This is a genomic window from Aeromonas sobria, assembly GCF_006243315.1.
Taxonomy (GTDB): Bacteria; Pseudomonadota; Gammaproteobacteria; order Enterobacterales; family Aeromonadaceae; genus Aeromonas; species Aeromonas sobria_A.
The window spans coordinates 20,922-39,446 of sequence record NZ_NKWE01000056.1; the positions used below are offsets into that span (position 1 = coordinate 20,922).

Genomic DNA, 18,525 nt, shown 5'->3' on the forward strand with positions numbered 1-18,525 from the left:
TTAGTTTTTCAATGTTCAAGAACATAATGGAGCCTCACTCTCACTTCATCGCCTACCACTTCATACTGTTCTAGCTCAAAGTCTTGCCGATTACTAGCCAAGAGCAAAAGCTTTGATATACCGCTCTTTTTGTCATATAAATTAGCATTCTCGAACCCAGCTCTCTTATATTTTTCTATTTGTTCTGAAACGAATAATGGATCATCTGTTGGTTTAATTGAAGAGCGGATGTCAATAACTAAGCGTTTGTCTTTCCCGTGAATGATTTCAAAATTTCTTTTTAGTGGACGACTACGATCTGCATATTTAGCTGCATTACCAACTACGATTGCAAGAGCATCGTAAATAAGATGGTAAAAATTACCTACCAGCTCAATATCTTCCTTACTAGTGTCAGCATCCTGAGGGTCAAAATCTGGAATTGTATCCTTAACTTCAGCAACTGTTGCAGCAAATAGCAATGCAACCGATGCCTTAGGTGCTACTATTGAGGGACGTTTGAACCATCCAAGCATAGTTGATAGTTTTCTATCGATAGATAATTCCAATTCTCGCCTAAATGCATCTGCAAGCCGAGCATTCACTACAGATGCAACCGGTATCAACTCCTCAACTATAAACTTCTCATTTTTTAATGGTGTCTGCTGTGATTTTAAGTAATGAATTACAGCGACTAAGTCCAATTCTGCTAATCGCCAGCAATAATCAATTATTATTGGAAATATATCAGCCGTAGAAGTTGTTTCGGAGAAAATTTTACTAATATTCAGTACGGCAGCAGACAATACTTCTTGTTTGTAAGGGTTATATATTTCAGGGGTTAAAAGTCCTAGCTGTTTAGATTTAGAAAAAACATGAAGGCGATCCGCAATTATCTCCTCAACTGCATTGTTGTAAATTTCCTTCCAAGCACTCCATTTAGATACAAATTGGTGATTAGCAAACAACGGTTTAAATCTTTCACATTGCTCTACATGGTTAATTACATGTGAATACATATGCCCATGGAAAGTACCGTGGCGGATACGGCGACCAATATACGATGCAATACCAAAAACTACATTTGAGCAAAATGCATTATAACTCTGCATTATAACCATCGAAATAACGGCTTCATCACAAGCGACAGAGACGCCTTTTTTTCCAGCGCCCGTTGAAGTTAATGCGCCATTTAACTCAATCATCATTTCATCTTCAATCCATGAGGTGAATCTCATTGGATCTACATAAATTCTATGATCATCAATTTCATTTCTAACTCGGTTTATTTGGTGATCAATCCTAACAGCTCGAGCGCGTTGAAGAAAATACTCATCTTTTGTAAAGCTTGCCATCCATTCATGTAATGATGCACGAATCTCAGGGATGTCTGCAAGATGTGGAGCTAGAGTAGTTAGTTTGGCCAAGAAATCTTCAGTTGCAATGTCATATATATATTCAGCAATATATGGATGCGATTTTTCATAGAATCTTACAAGTTCGACTAGTGAACCACCATGATTCTTGGTGGTTATATCTTCGAGTAATTTTCTCAAAAGAAAACTATCATATTCATTTTTGCTGCGTTTTGCTAATAACAATAAAAGAATTAACCTGACTAACTTGTCCTGTGTTAGCTTTGCCGCAGTTCGTACTGCTCTGATAGGAATGGTTCGAGCTAAGTCACGTGTCACCCCCATTAGGGTGAATAGATCCTCCTTTTCAAAACCAATTTCCCCTTGAGATTCAGTCAGCCAAAAGTTAAATAGCGCTGATCTAGTTACATTCCCTGATATCTCCAACTTCGCTAAAGCAGAGTAGTTATGATTAGTAAACTGTGAACCGCTTACAAGATCATGTAAGGCTGGATTACCAACCCATCCATATAATATTTTTCCAAGTTCACCAGGTAAGATGGCGGTCTGTTCACGTGACGAATCATAGTAATAATCAATTAGTACTCGATACATCCTAATAGGTGCATATTCCAACCATACACTGGATTGTTTGAAGAAGGTATACTCACCCTCACTAGAAGTGGAATCATAGGTCCTAACTAGGGGTTCAAATAAATCAGCCCGCTCAAGGAGGCCGAAAGTTTCCACAATGGTAGGAAAGTTTTTCGTAGAAAAATAATGGCAATTGAATTTTGCTAAAATAATTGCGTCAATTAATGAACACTTTAATACCTCTCCAAGATATTCTCCTAAATCTTGGGATGAGGATGCATACGGTTGAACACTCAGTTTTGCTAACGTACGGGTATAGCGATTGATTGCCCCTCGATCAGAAATGTTTAAAACTGCTCTCTTACTCATCAGAATATTCTGATCTCGTGCATATGAGTGGATCAATGATGAAACTACCACCCCTTTAATACCGGCTCGCTGCACAAGTTCCTCAATACGTTCGCCAACATTATTCTGTGTATTATTCTCACGAATAAGAATAATACGCCTTAAAAGTGCGTGACTCCAACCATCAACCTTTAATGTAAGGAGAATTTCATCTATACAAGAATCAAAATTATTAGCTGTATATTTTTCGTCAATTCTTTGTAATGAAAGGACTATTCTCCTAAGCCTTTCAATATATTTGATAGAATAGTTTTCTATAATAGTTAATATATCATGCAAGTCTGAATTATGATGCTTTTGAAATGTATCATAAAACGGCGGATTTTTCGGAAATGGAATTTGTGCTTTTACAGCTCTTGTTAAAACGGAGCTATTCAATATTTCATTAAGGTATTCCAATTGAGAGCTAGTGAACTTAGCACTCAATTTCCTCAAGCGACCAATCACATTTTCGCCATCACCACTCAATATAGACCTGATTTGATTTCTTGTTCGAATATCGAACTTTTTAAATCTCTCATCCCTGCGCATTATGAATTCCTGATAGCTGCGTCTAGTTTTAGATAATTAAAAAAATATTTTACAACATGGAACCAAGTTCCTTAGTTTTCTAGATACTTGATTGCTGAAAGAAGAAACATCTTTAGACTTTACCGACAAACGTCTCTCATTGGAACCATGAAGTTTTAACATAATCAAAATTATGCAAGCTACATCACTACACGCTTCATCACCAGCACCAGAAGCGCACATACACGGCGATGTTCCCGTTACGTGTTGGTGAGTCGGTTGACACCAACAAACGACCACAAAAGGGTTTCGTTTGCCCCCTATCTGACTACGCGGAATCAGGCCAGATAGTTCTCCAGGTATTCTGTTCCTACACCATGAAACTTTTGCATCCACCCACGCCACCGGCTCACGTAGTTGTTCAACGTCTGGATGTGAAATACCTCATCCTCTACACGATGCTTGTCCTCAGCAATCAAGCGCTTATGAATGATGCCGGGGACTTTTTCGGCCACCGAACTGTAGCTCTGGTTGCCATCGGTGCAGAGGACCGAGCTGGGGGCTAACAACGGTTTTAGCGTCGGTTCGATTTGGGAAAGACTCTTATCCAGCAGAACCGCATCACTCTCCCGTCCATATCGGTCCAGCGCGATTAATACCGGTACCAAGGGCACATGACCATGCCCTGTCCCACCATGGTGTCGTGCAGGCCGCGCCAAATGGCGACGCCCTTTGAATGACTCGGGGACAAATATTTCGTCGGCCTCCACTATCCCCGCCAATCGGTTCGCCCGGGTCGTCATGGCGTAGCGCAGAAAACGATGTCGCCAACGAAACGCGGTTTTCAAGTTGATACCACATTCCCTCGCGGCAGCGCGCAGTGACTGGCCTCTGCTGAGGCAGTCTGCATAAGCTGCCCATTTGTGCTTATGATGAAGCCCGGCCAGTGCGGAGCCATCCAACTGATTGAATGTCTTGCCACATGCCTTGCAGCGGTAACGCTGCTGACCTCGAGAGCGTCCCCAATGAATAACATGGGATGAATCGCAGCAGGGACATACAGCGGGCGTTCCACCGTGTTCGGCCAACGCCTGATGAAGTAGATCACGTTGCAGATGGTGCTGAAGGTGTTCCTGAGCTCGTTCCAGTTGTATGGGGTTAAGTTGGTAAAAAGACCGTAGAAGTGAGGAAAATACATGGTTGTCCATGGCAAGCTCCTTACTCAAATAGCCTGAAATAAGTATAACTCTTGCCACCAATACGGCTCTGGAACAGCGCCACATACACACATACAGTACTACCCACCAATCTGATCCATGTAGTGCCATGTTACCTTTTTGTTAAAAGAAAGGTAAAGCCAGCTAATACATGAACTAAAATAGTTTAATTTCAATGGAAACTTTATGTAAGACTCTATAAAAAAAGCCTTTATTATTTCAGTCGTAACATGTAGTGGGTATCTAATAGATATTAGTTAAATGTGATATCTTGTTTCCTGTTACCACTAATTGAACTGTGTATAATGGCAACAATTGATCCTATCTTCGACCGGATGTCTTAAGTGGCTGAATTAACATCAGAACAATTAAAACCCGCTTTTGCGATTGAACAGTTCTCTATGCTCAGTGAGCTTGAACCTATCCCCTTTGCCGCATTGCAACCCAGAGCCATCTCCGCGGTCAAACGCTTGGCCAGTTTTGATGGTGACTGTCCGGTAATGCTGCTCAACGGTTTCCCGGGTGCAGACTATGACGGCGTCTGTCAGACCCTTATTGCCGACTCCAATGGCAAAGATGCCGATTTGTTTGATCTCTGCTACACCGAGAATCTGAACAATCCCTTCAAGCCTATCTGGCTGCGCCTGCAACCCGGCACCGGTATCGAGTTCTGCGAAATGGTTGGCGAGCTGCTTAAGCTGATGAGCCTCCATCTTGATGCGGAGCGTCTGGTCACCCGCATCATGCGCAAGCAAAACAATGATCCGAAGATCGATGATTTTCTGTCTGATCTGGCCGCTCACGTAGCCCAGGGGCTGGAATTTCAACACCCGGTGCTGATTAATCTGCTGATCCATCACGAGCAGCAAGAAGCACCGGTGGTTTATGGGCGAGACCTGAACTGGGATACCCTGTTTGGCTCCATCAATTACCAGACCGAGCAAGGCTCTGTGTATGCCAACCAGCACCTGCTGGAGCCCGGCTTGCTGCGCGAAGCCAATGGCGGCTATCTCATTTTGCAACTGGATGAGCTGCTTGATCAGCCCCACCTCTGGTTCAAGCTGAAGAATGCCATGCAAAAAGGCGAGCTGGACTGGAACGCTTATCAGGAAGGGAAAACCCTGACCCCTTTCTTTACCCCTGAAGCGACGCCGATCAAGCTCAAGCTGATCCTGGTGGGTGATCGCCTTGAGGTAGCAGAGTTCCAGATGCTGGATCGCGATATGTCAGAGCGTATCTTCCTGCGCGCCGACCTGGTTTCCGAGGTCAATATCGAGGAAGATTTGCAGGAATTTTTGCAATATCTGGCTGGGTTACGCCTGCGCTGGAACCTGCTGGACTTTACTCCTGCCGCCCTCGCCGCTCTCTGCCGTCATGCCAGCAGACTGTGCGATCATCAGGAGTGGTTGTCACTCTCCGAAGTACAACTGGCCGCCATCATGCGGATGTCGGATAGTCTGGCCCGCGAACTGGAGTCCGATGTCGTCACCGATGACCACATTCGGGGTGCCTTGGAAGAGCAGGATTACCGTCTCAACTATCTGGTTGAACAGTCAGATCAGGGGGTCATTGACGGCCAAATCTTGCTGCAGACCGACGGTGAAGAGATTGGCCAGATCAACGGCCTTTCTGTCATTCAAGTCTCTGGCCACCCCTATGATTTCGGTGAGCCGGTACGTCTCACCGCAACCGTGCATCTGGGTGATGGCGATGTGATCGACATCGAGCGAAAAGCGGAACTCGCAGGCCACATTCATGCCAAGGCGATGATGATCATTCAAGGTTATCTCTCCAATATGTTTGGGGCTGAAACCCCTACCCCGCTCTCTGCCAATCTGGTATTCGAGCAGTCGTATCATGAAATTGATGGCGACAGTGCATCACTGACCGGCCTATGCGCCCTGCTCTCTGCCCTCGCCCGCCAGCCGATTTATCAACAGTTCGCCGTGACCGGTGCTATCGATCAGTTTGGTAATGTCGAGGCCGTTGGTGGCGTCAATGAAAAAATTGAGGGCTTCTTCCGGGTATGCCAGATCCACGGCATAACGGGGAAACAAGGGATTATTTTGCCCGGCACCAACGCTCAGCAGCTAAACCTCTCTGACGAGGTGATTGCAGCTGTGGCGGCAGGCCAGTTCCATATCCACCCGGTTTACCACGTGGAAGAGGCGATCGAATTGCTCACCGGCTGTGTGGCTGGCGAGCCGGATATGCCAGATACGCTGTTTGGCCGGATCCAGGATCGGCTGGATGAATTGAATGGCAGCGGCCGAAAAGGCGGCCTCTTGAGCGCCCTGTTGGGCCGTCTGTTTGGTCGCTCATAAAGAGATCGGAGTTGTTTAGCGAACAGCTGTAAGCTAAATTGGCGCAGCTTTACTCATTTGAAGGAAATTCAGCGTGACCGTAGACAATACCACCATGGCAGCTCCCCTTTCTCTGTGCGAACAGGGCAAGTTCTCTTTTACCCGTGAAGAGCTGCTGGCTTGTAGCCGTGGTGAGCTGTTTGGTGAGGGCAATAGCCAGTTACCGGCTCCCAACATGTTGATGATGGATCGCATCGTCAAGATCAATGACAACGGCGGCGAGCATGGCAAGGGCGAGATCCTGGCTGAACTCGACATTACACCTGATCTCTGGTTCTTCGATTGCCACTTCCCGGGTGATCCCGTGATGCCTGGTTGCCTTGGTCTGGATGCCATGTGGCAGCTGGTCGGCTTCTTCCTGGGCTGGAAAGGCGGTCCTGGCAAGGGCCGTGCTCTGGGGGTGGGTGAAGTGAAGTTCACCGGTCAAATCCTGCCGACCGCCAAGAAAGTGACCTACAAGATCACCTTCAAGCGCGTCATCAACCGCAAATTGGTGATGGGTATCGCTGATGGCGTCGTCGAAGTGGATGGCCGCCCGATATACAGCGCAACTGACCTGAAAGTTGGCCTGTTTAAAGATACCACCGCATTCTGATCGCTATCCTCAGTGGTAAAACCGCAATAACGCAAAGGGGCCTCGATGGCCCCTTTCCTTTTGTAATATGTGATGAAGTATCGATTACTTCATGAAGAGGCCAGAGCCCCGCCCTTCCATGGCATCACGCCAACCACCAAGCCAATGCCCACGGGCATCCAGACATTGATACGGACACGCTTCTTTCTGTTTGCCGACAACGCCAGCCTGATAACCACGAGCACGAGCTCTATCCAGACGGTCCCGTTTCTGTCTCTTCATCATCTACGACCCTCTTCGTGGAACAAAAAAAGCGACCAATTGTTCATCGGTCGCCTTTATCTTTACCCCAGCGAACAGGTCCGGTCAAACAAAAACATTCACCCTGACAGGGCTATGTGACACAAGACACTGAACTGGATTAAGTTTTAGTGACAGGGAACTTAATCCTGATTTTTGAGTCCTTCCAGCTCTTCCCAGCGGGCAAAAGCCTGTTCCAGTGCGGCTTCAGCTGCACTACAGGCATCCAGTTTTTGCTGGGTTTGATCGCTGGGCAAGGAGAAGAAGCTGGGCTGGTTGATCTCGCTTTGCAGCGCCTCCAGCTCCCCTTCCAACTGTTCGAGACGAGCAGGTAAACCGTCGAGTTCAAGCTGCAGTTTGTAAGAGAGCTTCTTGCTCTTCTTCGGCGCTTCGCTAACCGCTACCACGGACTCAGCAGCCTTGCTCTGGGTGCTCTTGAGCTGCTGTTGTGAGCTCTGCAGCTCGCGGGTGGCCATCATATCGGCATAACCACCGACGTAATCGCTGATGCGGCCATCCCCTTCAAACAGCCAGCAACCGGTCACGGTATTGTCGATAAAGCGACGATCGTGACTGACCAGCAGCAAGGTGCCGGGGTAGTCGGCGAGCAGCTCTTCCAGCAGCTCCAGGGTTTCTACATCCAGGTCGTTGGTTGGTTCATCGAGGATCAGCAGGTTGCTGGGCTTGAGGAACAGCTTGGCCAGCAGCAGACGGTTCTTCTCGCCGCCAGAGAGCGCCTTGACCGGAGTACGGGCACGCTTGGGCTCGAACAGGAAGTCCTGCAGGTAGCCGAGGATATGACGGGAGCGACCACGCACCATCACCTCCTGCTTGCCCTCCCCCACGTTCTCCATCACCGTCTGCTCAGGATCGAGCTGATCACGATACTGGTCAAAATAAGCCACATCCAGTTTGGTACCGCCCTTGACCAAGCCACGGCTTGGCTCAAGCTGACCCAACAGCAATTTGATCAGGGTAGACTTACCACAACCGTTCGGGCCAACCAGCGCGATCTTGTCGCCGCGCAGCACTTGCAGATCCAGCCCCTGGAACAGGGTGCGAGCGCCAAAGTCCAGCCCCAGACCTTCGGTTTCAAACACCAGCTTGCCGGAACGATTCACATCGTCCATCTGCAGTTTGGCCTTGCCCTGCAGCTCACGACGCTGGGAACGCTCCATTCGCATCGCCTCAAGGGCGCGCACCCGACCTTCGTTACGGGTACGGCGCGCCTTGATGCCCTGACGCACCCACACCTCTTCTTGCGCCAGCTTGCGATCGAACTCGGCGTTTTTCAGCTCCTCGACCCGCAGCCACTCCTCTTTGCCCAGCAGGTACTGATCGTAATTGCCAGGCCAGGAGGTGATTTCGCCGCGATCCAGATCGATGATCCGGGTCGCCAGCTTGTGGATAAATTCCCGGTCGTGGGAGATGAAGACGATGGCGCCACGAAAATCTTTCAGGAACTCTTCCAGCCAGTTGATGGCTTCAATGTCCAGGTGGTTGGTCGGCTCATCGAGTAACAACAAGTCGGGATCACAGGCCAGTGCACGGGCCAGCGCCACTTTGCGCAGCCAGCCACCGGAGAGGCTGTCCAGGGTCGCGTCGGGATCGAGATTGAGCAGGGTCAGCACCTGGCTGATCCGGGTCTCGAACTGCCAACCGTTCTGATAATCGAGCTGCTCTTGCAGCTCGCTCATGATGCGGATGTTGGCATCGCTGGGGTCGTGCGCCAGCTCCATGGAGATATGGTGGTACTGCTTGAGCAGTTCACCGACACCAGCCAACCCTTCGGCGGTGTAGTCAAATACGGTCAGCTCGCTCGATGCGGGCGGATCCTGCTCAAGGCGGGTCACTTTGAGATCTTGCTGCTGCACCATGCGACCGTCATCGAGTGGCAATTCGCCGGCGATCACTTTCATCAGTGTGGATTTACCTGCCCCGTTGCGGCCAACCAGACAGAGACGCTCGCCGCGCTCAATGCTGAGCTCGGCATTGTCGAGCAGCGGGAAATCACTGAACGACAGACATGCGCCGTGCAATGTTAAAAGAGCCATGTTTATTCCTTATTTCATATGAAAAAAACGGGCAGCAGACTGAAGGTCTGCCCCCGTTTTATCGTCAATTCAACATCAACCCCGATGCGCAGCCCAGGCCATCAACTCCACCAGCGTAAAAGGCCAGCCGAGTTCGCGGCCCGCCTCGTCACGCAGTACCGGAATGCGCACCCGATAGGCCGCAAGCCACTGCTCATCATCCATGATGTCGCTCTGGCGGGTGGTGGCGGCAAGGTCTGCCTGCTCCACCAGCGCCCAGGCCTGTTCACACAGGTGACAACCGTCGGTGTGAAACAGAGTCAGCATTACGACTCAGCTTGCGCCGGTGCATGGGTGATGATCCAGCAGTTATGGATATGCTGGTTACGCTCGAAGTCCTTCGGCCGGGTCTTCTGGGTAATGTTCTGGGCCTTGAGACCTGCGGCTTCGAGGCCAGCCAGATCCATCTTGAAGTGGCGCTTGTTGTTGGAGAACACCAGGGTGCCATCCGCCGCCAGCAGGCGCTTCAGGTGCTGCATCAACAGCAGGTGATCGCGCTGTACGTCGAAGCTCTCGTCCATCCGCTTGGAGTTGGAGAAAGTCGGCGGATCGATGAAGATGAGGTCGTACTGCTCATCGGCTTCCGACAACCACTTCAGGCAGTCAGCCTGCACAAACTTGTGCTGACGGCCCACCAGCGAGTTGAGACGCATGTTGTCTTGCGCCCAGTTCAGGTAGGTGTGGGACATGTCGATGGTGGTGGTCTCGCTGGCCCCGCCAAGCCCCGCATGCACAGTGGCACTGCCGGTATAGGCGAACAGGTTCAGGAAGCGCTTGCCCTTGGCCATCTGACCCAGCATACGGCGAGTCTGACGGTGGTCGAGGAACAGGCCGGTATCCAGATAGTCGTAGAGGTTGACCCACAGACGGGCGCCGTACTCCTGCACTTCCATCCGGTGTTGCTCTTCGGAGAGCTTCTGATACTGCTGTTTGCCTTCCTGACGCTCGCGCACTTTCAGGATCACCTTTTCGCCGTCCATACCGGTCACCTTGATGGCGGCCTGAACCATGTCGAGCAGACGCTGACGGGTCTTCTGGGCGGGGATATCCTTGGGCGCAGCATACTCTTGCACCACCAGATAATCCTGATAGCGGTCGATGGCGGCGTTGTATTCCGGCAGGTCGGCATCATAGAGGCGGTAGCAGTCGATACCTTCCTTAGCAGCCCACTTCTCGAGGGTCTTCAGATTCTTGCGCAGGCGGTTGGCAAAGTCCTGAGCAACCTCTTTTTGCGAGGCGACAGAGTCGAGGGCGATCTGATAGTTACGCAGCTGACACTCAAGGGCGCCGTTGAACAGGCGATATTGCTTGTCGGCACGCAGGCGCAGGCAGCTCAAGAGCTCCGGTGAAGCCGACAGGATAGAGACACGCCAGCCCTGGAAACTGCGACGCAGGGCATCGCCGAGGGCCTGATGCACTTCCAGCAGCGCCGGGAACTCGCCCAGACGCTCGCCATAAGGCGGGTTGGAGATCAGCATACCGACCTGACGAGCCTCCCCTTCGACGCTCGCCATCGGCAAGGGGTTATCCAGCGCACTGACTTCAGCCTGCTTGAAGGTAATCAAGTGCGCCACACCGGCCGCCTTGGCGTTGTCACGGGCTTTCATCAACACCCGGGCGTCGGTATCACAACCAAACAACTTGGTCTCGCAACGCTGCATGCCACGTTTGGCGCGCACTTGCGCTTCCATCATCAGACTCTGCCACAGCTCGCTATCGTGCTGCAGCCAGCGATCAAAACCGAAGCGCTCACGGCGCAGGGCCGGCGCCATGTCGGCGGCGATAAAGGCCGCTTCAATCAGCAAAGTACCGGAACCGCACATGGGATCCATCATCGGCTCACCGGCCCAGCCGCTACGGGCTATCATGGCGCAGGCCAGGTTCTCTTTGAGCGGAGCTTCGCCGGTGCCCTGACGATAGAAACGCTGGTGCAGCGCCGGGCCTGACAAGTCCAGCGTGATATTGGCCTTGCCTTTGCCCAGGTGCGCCATGATGCGAATATCCGGCGATTTTTTGTCAACGTCCGGACGCACATGGCCACGCTTGGTAAAGCGGTCAACGATGGCATCCTTGATCTTCAGCGCGCCATATTGGGTATTGCGAATGGCGGGGTTGGTGCCGGTAAAGTCCACTGCAATGGTGGATGTGCCGGGGAAATGCTCTTCCCAAGGGATGGTGTGAGCGCCCAGATAGAGATCCAGATCGTCGTTCATCTGGAATTCGGACAGCACCAGCACGATGCGGGAGGCAAAACGGCTCCACAGGCAGGCCTTGTAGCCAATCGCCAGTTCGCCTTTGAAGTGAACGCCAGCCACGGTCTCACGGACCTGCTCTGCGCCCAGGGTGGTCAGCTCATCGGCCAACAGGTTTTCCAGCCCCTTGGGGCAGGTTGCAAAAAATTCTTTCATCACGCTCACGGGGAACCCATAAAAATAGTGCCGCATTATATCCTATATGGCCGCGCTGAGCATGCAAAACTAGGGTAGAAACGACGACAGCCGCGGAATTGAACCCTCCCGCCCACCGAATGAAATACCCGCTCCCCTCCTCCCCTCCCTGGGTTTGCCATCCTGTGACTTCATTTTTAAAAAATCTACACACATCAAGTTATTGGACAACAATTAGGGGGTTAGTGAACTGTCATCCGGATACCCTTTTGGCGTATGAATGAGCATGCACATGACTAAAACCATCCTCGTTGTGGACGATTCTGCCAGCATCAGAGCCACCATCACCATGACATTGCAAAGCGCGGGCTTTGCGGTGATTGAGGCTGATGATGGCAATGCGGCCCTTGGCCAGCTTGAACGCCAGCGCGTACACCTGATTATTTCGGATCTCAACATGCCAGGCATGGATGGCATGACCCTGCTCCGGCAAGTCAAAAAACAGCCAGCGACCCGCTATCTGCCGTTCATCATGCTGACTACCGAGAACTCGGCAGAGATCCGGCAGGAGGGGTTTGACGCCGGGGCACGCATCTGGCTGACCAAGCCGTTTGAACCACTCAAGCTGATCGATGATGTCTACAAGGTGATGCAACCATGAAACGGGAGCAACGGAGATGAGTTTCGAGCTTGATATTCTGCATGCGCCCCCGACCGCCACGCTCACCGGGGAGCTCACCATCATGACCCTCGGCGAACTGCAAGACGATCTCTTCAGCCTGCTCAACTTTGCCATCGCCGTGCTGGATGTCAGCCAGCTGGAGGCGCTGGATGGTTGTGGCGCCCAGCTACTGGCGCTCTTGCAGCAAGAAGCCAACCAGCAGAACAAGAGTCTGCGGATCTGCACAGGTGAAGAGAGCGTGGCACAACAGGCATTGAGTCAGCTCGGCTTGTTGCCCATGCTGACCTTGGTGAGGGCCCAAGATGGACATCAATAAAGCGCGCGCCCTCTTTTTTGAAGAGGCCTATGAGCAGTGCGACAATCTGGAGCACGCCCTGCTGGACAGAGAGACCTACCCCGCGAACCCGGATACCTACAATCTGATGTTTCGCACCGCCCATACCATCAAGGGATCGGCCAGCATGCTGGGGCTCACCATGCTGGTTCGCTTTGCCCATGCCATGGAGAACATGCTGACGCGGCTGCGCAGCGGCGAGCTGCAGCTTGATGAGCATCTGATCAATCTGCTGCTGGCCTGTAACGATCAGCTGCGCGATCTGCTGCAAGGGGCCGAGCACAACCCCGAGTTGCCGCAAACCGAAACCCAGCAGATCCTGGCGCTGCTCTCCCAACTGCAGGGTCATCAGAGCTTGCCCAATCCACCGGTCTCACTGCCCGTCCAGCTCGTTGCCGCCGAGCAAGATATGCGAGGGTGGCACCTGTCGCTGCGCTTCTATCCGGCCCTCTATCAGGATGGTTTCGATCTGCTGGCGTTTATCCGCTATCTCGCCAATCTGGGGGATATCGTCTATATCGAGCCGGTCTGGCATGAGTGGCCACCGCTGCAACTGCTTGACCCAACAGAGTGTTTTTTAGGCTACGAGATCACGCTACGCAGCGCGCAATCCCCCGAGCGCATTCGCAGCACCTTCGATTTTGTCGCTCACGCCAGCATTATCTGCCTGCTCACCCCTCATCAGGATCTGGCCGAATTTGCCAAACAGGGCGCACGGCTGGCCCAGTGGCGCAATGAACCGCTGGCGGCGCAGCTGGCTCGCTGGGAAGCGGCCAATGTGCTGACCCAGACAGAGGCCGATGCCATTGAAGGCGGGGCATACGACGATGCACCCGCGGCCTCATTTGATCAGCGTGATCAGCCTGCCCCCGTCACACCGCAGAGTGAAGCCGACAATCCACTGCCCCTTCCGCTCAAAGCCGCGCCGCTGCGGGGTGAAGGGCACTACATCCGCATTGAAGCCGCCAAACTGGATCGGCTGATCAACCGGGTGGGCGAGCTGGTGATCGCCACCTCGGCCACCACCTTGCAGGCAAAAATGCGGGGGGATGCCGAGCTGGTCGAGTCGGTCGCCACCGTCAACACCCTGGTCGAGGGGATCCGTGATGATGCCCTCACGCTGCGGATGGTGCCTATCAACGAGATCTTCAACCGCTTTCCCCGTCTGGTGCATGAACTGTCCCAACAGACCGGTAAAAACATCAGCCTGCACATCAACAACGCCGATACCGATATCGACAAATCCATGGTCGAGAAGTTAACCGATCCCCTGATGCATCTGGTACGCAACGCCGTCGACCATGGTATCGAGAATGAACAACAGCGCCTGCAGGCGGGTAAACCTGAATCTGGCGTGATCACCCTCAATGCCTACCACGACGCAGGCGCCGTGGTGGTTGAAGTGAGCGACGATGGTCGCGGCATCGATCGGGAGAAGATCCAGGCCAAGGCGCTGTCGCTCGGCATGACACAAGAGGGCAAGGTATTGGGGGAACAGGAAATATTCCAGTTTCTGTTTCAGCCGGGCTTCTCCACGGCCGTTGATGTCAGCGATCTCTCCGGTCGCGGGGTCGGGCTGGATGTGGTCAAACGTAATCTGGAGTCGCTGCGCGGAGAAGCCACCATCGAAAGTCTTCTGGGGGTGGGCACCACCTTCCGGCTGAGGTTGCCGTTAACCCTTGCCATCATCGACGGTTTTCGCATCGAGGTGGATCACTCCTCACTGGTGATCCCCCTCGACATGATGATCGAGTGCATCGACCTGCCACAGGAGGCGCTCGATACCCCGTCACGCCAGATCAATATTCGCGGCGAGTGGGTCCCCTTCATCGTGTTGCGCGAACTGTTTGCCCTCCCCCCGGCCAACGAGCCCGCTTTCGTGGTGATGGTCGATTATGCCGACAACCGGGCGGGCATAGTGGTGGATCGGCTGATCGGCGAAGTACAGGCGGTGATCAAACCGCTGGGGGAACTGTTCAAATCCCTGCGCTATGTCAGCGGCTCCACTATTCTGGGCAACGGTCAGCCCGCCCTTATTCTCGATGTGCCACAGCTGATCGAGCTGGCCCGGCGCAGAGAGCAACATTTGCTTCATCAACAAGCGGATGCGGTGTTCAGCATCAGGAGTTGATGCGCACCATACTGTTATCAACCGGATTAACGGAGTCAAAACCATGGACTGGTTCCACAACTTGCAAGTCAGAACAAAACTGGTGTTTTCGTTCTCCATCCTGATGGTGCTGCTGGTGATATTGACCCTCACCAGTTACCACTCCACCAAGGCAATGGCTCAGCTGGTCAATAACATGCATGCCAATCAGCTGGTTCCCATCAGGGATCTGGCCAATGCCAACATGCAAGCAATCTACATGAACCGGGCGCTTTATCGCTATGTGCTGGAGTCAAGCGAAGAGAGCAGAAGGATCAATGCAGACAACATGCAGCGCTATGAAAATCAGCTCAACAAGTTGCTGGATGCCTACCGCAAAACCGACCTGACCCAGCCGGAGATCGATACGCTGGCCCGTTTTGACCAAGCGTTGGCCATCTATAAAACCTCTGCCGATACCATCATGCACACCGCGCAAACTGACGTCGGGGACAACCTCAATAATCAGAGTGCGGCGAAAATCATGGCAGAGCAGGGTCGCCCGGCCTTTGATCGGGCGGATGATCTGCTGACCGAGCTGGTTAATCTGAATGACAAGCTGGCCAGCCAATCACTTGCTGAGAGCGAGGTGATCTACCAGAGCAACTTCAGCCTGTTGATCGGCATTTCAAGCTCCGCATTTGCCATCTGTTTGCTGCTCGCCCTGCTGGTAACTCGCAGTATCTTGCGCCAGCTGGGGGGCGACCCTTCCTATACCGTGCAGGTTGTCTCCCGGGTCGCCAATGGCGATCTCTCGACCCCGGTCAAGCTGCGGGCCGATGACACCTCCAGCCTGCTGTTTGCCATCAAGAGCATGGCCCATCGCCTCTCCGATACCCTCAACGAAGTGGGCGCCATGTCGGAGGCGATCGGTTCGGCCTCCGAACAGGTGGCAGCCACCGCCAACTCCCTCTCCCAAACAGCATCGGAGCTGGCCTCCAGCGTGGAGCAGACCAGCGCCTCGGTTGAAGAGATGGCCGCTACCGTCAGCCAGAACGCCGACAACGCCAAAGTGACCGAGAATATCTCCACCAAGGCCGCCAGCAGTGCCACCGACAGTGGCAAGGCGGTCGGTGAGATGGTGCATGCCATGAAGGAGATCGCCTCCCGCATCACGGTGATCAACGACATCGCCAACAAAACCGACCTGCTGGCCATCAATGCCGCCATCGAAGCGGCGCGGGCCGGTGAACACGGCAAAGGGTTTGCCACCGTGGCGGCCGAGGTCAGAAAACTGGCTGAACGCTCGCAAAATGCCGCCAAAGAGATCGGCGAGCTGGCCAGTCGCTCGGTCAGCGTGGCCGAACAGGCAGGCACCCTGCTGCGGGAGATGCTGCCCGGCATCGATCAGACCGCCACCCTGGTGCAAGAGATCGCCTCCGCCTCTCGCGAGCAGCGGGCCAGCGTTTCACAAATCAATATCGCGGTGACCCAGATCAGCGATGGCATGCAGGCCTCTGCCGCCTCCGCCGAGGAGTTGAGCTCCACTTCGGAAGAGCTGAGTTCCACCGCCCTGCAACTGCAGGAGCTGATGCAGCAGTTCACCCTGAGGGGAGGCAACAGTCGTCAGCCACAGCCGTTCCACGGTTCACACTATGTGGCCAAACCCGTGAGCCCGAAAAAGAGCGCCCTGAGCCAACATCCACACTTGCACCCCGACGAGGATCTGGAACAAGCAGTGGATGATGGCAAGTTCACCAACTACTAGGAGCCGGCATATGCGCACCAAACTTGCTCCTGAGGCCACCACCTCCCACTTCCACTGCGTGACCTTCATGCTGGGGGGGGAGTTGTATGGGGTCGATATCAGCTGCATCCGTGAAATCATCGAGTTCGAGGGGATGACCCCGGTGCCCATGATGCCGCGCTTCGTCAGGGGGATCATCAATCTGCGGGGCGCAGTGGTGCCCGTTATCGACCTCTCTATCCGCTTCGGACGAGCCCAAACAGAGCTCAAACCGACCACCTGTGTGGCGATCCTCTCCCTGTCAAACTGCAGCGGTGAAGAGCAGGAGATCGGCATGCTGCTCGATGCCGTGTGTGAAGTGCTGGAGATCGCCACCGACACCATAGAGCCCGCCCCGACCTTTGGCGCCCATATCCGGGGGGATTTCATTCAGGGGGTGGTCACCATCGCCCAGCAGTTCGCCATTTTGCTCGATATGCAAAAAGCCCTCTCCATTGCCGAACTCAGCGCCATGGCGGAGGCGTCCACCAGCCAGCTGTTCAATCTCGAGCAAGGGGGATGCTAGTGGCATCACTCGTCACACCGGAACAAGGGCTGGTGCTTAGCCAAAAGGAGTTCGATCTGTTCCGGCGCTTTATTCTGGCTACCGCCGGCATCGACCTTGCGCCTGGCAAGCGCGCGCTGGTGCAATCGCGGCTGGCCAAACGACTGCGGGTACTTAACATCAGCAGCTACTACAGCTACTGGGAGCGGATCAATCAGCCCGCGGAGGCCAATGAGCGGCAAATTGCGATCAATCTGCTCTCGACTAACGAAACCTATTTTTTTCGCGAAGCGCAGCACTTCAGCTGGCTGAAACACTATTCGCAGCAGCTGCGGGCCAATCGCCACCAGCCGCTGCGCATCTGGTCTGCCGCCTGCTCCACCGGCGAAGAGGCTTACTCTGCCGCCATGGTACTGGCGGAACAGCTGGGCATTAACGAACGTTGGCGGATCTACGGGACCGACATCAACACCCGGGTGATCCCCATTGCCCAGCGCGCCATCTATACCGCGGAACGGGCCCGGCACGTCCCCCCCCATTTGTGGCTGCGCTATTTTCAACGTGGCCATGACGAATACACAGGCAAGATCCGGGTCAGACCGGAATTGGCCAAAAAAGTCTCCTTCTCTAACCTCAACCTGCTCAGCTGTAGCGACTTTGTTGAGCGGGATTTTGACGTGATCTTTTTGCGAAACGTACTGATCTATTTCAATGAAGAGACCAAGGCGCGCGTGCTGTCACAGTTGTGCGATCTGCTCAGGCCCGGTGGCTATCTGCTGGTTGGCCACTCGGAGATCATCCGCCAGCAAGATCTGCCGTTGGAACAGGAAGCCCCTTCTCGTTATCGCTGCCAGGATGCCGTGGCCAAGGATCATGTATGACGATACGGGTATTGATCGTGGACGACTCGGCCCTGGTGCGAGAGGTGCTCACCCAGATGCTGGACAAAGCTCCCGATATCGAGGTGATTGGCGCTGCATTTGACCCCATTTTTGCGATGCAGCAGATGAAGAAATGCTGGCCAGATTTAATCATTCTCGACATCGAGATGCCAAGGATGGATGGCCTCACTTTTCTCAAGAAGATCATGACCGAACGCCCGACCCCGGTCATCATCTGCTCCTCCCTGACCGAAGCGGGGGCCGCCGTCACCCTGGATGCCCTCTCGGCAGGGGCCATCTCCATCATCACCAAACCGGCTGTCGGCATTAAAAGCTTTCTGCAGCAATCGGCCAATGAGCTGATCCAGGAGATCCGGGGCGCGGCTAATGCCAAATTACGTAACCTGCTCCCGGCCCACCAGCCCGCAGGCTTCGTGCCCGCCCCCAAACGCAGCGCCGATGCCATGC

The 18,525-nt window shown here is 53.3% G+C and carries 15 protein-coding genes; 9 read left to right on the forward strand and 6 right to left on the reverse strand.

Annotated features, from left to right (window positions below):
- Positions 1-8 precede the first annotated feature (8 nt).
- Both CF137_RS18290 and CF137_RS18295 read right to left on the reverse strand, forming a co-directional pair.
- A complete protein-coding gene (locus CF137_RS18290; RefSeq protein ID WP_139720861.1) occupies positions 9-2,867 on the reverse strand; it encodes a hypothetical protein in 2,859 nt (952 codons plus the stop codon).
- A gap of 317 nt (positions 2,868-3,184) precedes the next feature.
- Positions 3,185-4,054 carry an IS1595 family transposase gene (locus CF137_RS18295; RefSeq protein WP_162515984.1) on the reverse strand — a complete coding sequence of 290 codons (870 nt, stop codon included), beginning with the start codon at positions 4,052-4,054 and terminating at the stop codon, positions 3,185-3,187.
- Between the two features lie 353 nt (positions 4,055-4,407).
- Between CF137_RS18295 and CF137_RS18300 the strand changes: the two genes are divergently transcribed.
- Both CF137_RS18300 and fabA read left to right on the forward strand, forming a co-directional pair.
- Positions 4,408-6,387: a Lon protease family protein gene (locus CF137_RS18300; RefSeq protein ID WP_139720866.1), complete on the forward strand. Its 1,980-nt coding sequence runs from the start codon at positions 4,408-4,410 to the stop codon at positions 6,385-6,387.
- A 73-nt stretch (positions 6,388-6,460) separates the two neighbouring features.
- Positions 6,461-7,021: a 3-hydroxyacyl-[acyl-carrier-protein] dehydratase FabA gene (gene fabA, locus CF137_RS18305; RefSeq protein WP_101317098.1), complete on the forward strand. Its 561-nt coding sequence runs from the start codon at positions 6,461-6,463 to the stop codon at positions 7,019-7,021.
- Positions 7,022-7,105: 84 nt separating this feature from the next.
- On the opposite strand, the gene rmf is transcribed toward fabA, so the two are convergent.
- From rmf to rlmKL, 4 genes are all read right to left on the reverse strand, one after another.
- A complete protein-coding gene (gene rmf, locus CF137_RS18310; RefSeq protein ID WP_172953972.1) occupies positions 7,106-7,285 on the reverse strand; it encodes a ribosome modulation factor in 180 nt (59 codons plus the stop codon).
- Positions 7,286-7,443: 158 nt separating this feature from the next.
- Complete coding sequence (gene uup / locus CF137_RS18315; RefSeq protein ID WP_101317100.1) at positions 7,444-9,354, reverse strand: ATP-binding cassette ATPase Uup; 1,911 nt, start codon at positions 9,352-9,354, stop codon at positions 7,444-7,446.
- 75 nt (positions 9,355-9,429) lie between these two features.
- Entirely contained in the window at positions 9,430-9,660 is a 231-nt protein-coding gene (locus CF137_RS18320; protein ID WP_139720868.1) for a glutaredoxin family protein, read from the reverse strand.
- Positions 9,660-11,837, reverse strand: coding sequence for a bifunctional 23S rRNA (guanine(2069)-N(7))-methyltransferase RlmK/23S rRNA (guanine(2445)-N(2))-methyltransferase RlmL (gene rlmKL, locus CF137_RS18325; RefSeq protein ID WP_139691385.1), 2,178 nt, complete (start codon positions 11,835-11,837; stop codon positions 9,660-9,662). The genes CF137_RS18320 and rlmKL overlap by 1 nt, the downstream gene beginning before the upstream one ends.
- A 235-nt stretch (positions 11,838-12,072) precedes the next feature.
- Here rlmKL and CF137_RS18330 point away from each other — a divergent pair, with 235 nt between their 5' ends.
- The 7 genes from CF137_RS18330 to CF137_RS18360 all read left to right on the forward strand — a co-directional run.
- The gene (locus CF137_RS18330; RefSeq protein WP_139720871.1) at positions 12,073-12,441 is read left to right on the forward strand and encodes a response regulator; all 369 of its coding nucleotides are present in this window, start codon (positions 12,073-12,075) and stop codon (positions 12,439-12,441) included.
- Between the two features lie 16 nt (positions 12,442-12,457).
- Complete coding sequence (locus CF137_RS18335; RefSeq protein ID WP_101317108.1) at positions 12,458-12,778, forward strand: STAS domain-containing protein; 321 nt, start codon at positions 12,458-12,460, stop codon at positions 12,776-12,778.
- Positions 12,765-14,927 (forward strand): chemotaxis protein CheA, encoded by a 2,163-nt coding sequence (locus tag CF137_RS18340; RefSeq protein WP_139720873.1) that lies wholly within the window; start codon positions 12,765-12,767, stop codon positions 14,925-14,927. The genes CF137_RS18335 and CF137_RS18340 overlap by 14 nt, the downstream gene beginning before the upstream one ends.
- A 43-nt stretch (positions 14,928-14,970) precedes the next feature.
- A complete protein-coding gene (locus CF137_RS18345) occupies positions 14,971-16,653 on the forward strand; it encodes a methyl-accepting chemotaxis protein (protein WP_139720875.1) in 1,683 nt (560 codons plus the stop codon).
- 10 nt (positions 16,654-16,663) lie between these two features.
- The gene (locus tag CF137_RS18350; protein WP_139720877.1) at positions 16,664-17,197 is read left to right on the forward strand and encodes a chemotaxis protein CheW; all 534 of its coding nucleotides are present in this window, start codon (positions 16,664-16,666) and stop codon (positions 17,195-17,197) included.
- Positions 17,197-18,057, forward strand: a complete 861-nt coding sequence (locus CF137_RS18355; RefSeq protein WP_240038570.1) for a CheR family methyltransferase — start codon at positions 17,197-17,199, stop codon at positions 18,055-18,057. Before CF137_RS18350 ends, CF137_RS18355 begins: the two co-directional genes overlap by 1 nt.
- On the forward strand, positions 18,054-18,525 hold a 472-nt coding region (locus CF137_RS18360), incomplete at its 3' end, for a response regulator (RefSeq protein WP_139720881.1). The genes CF137_RS18355 and CF137_RS18360, both read left to right, overlap by 4 nt.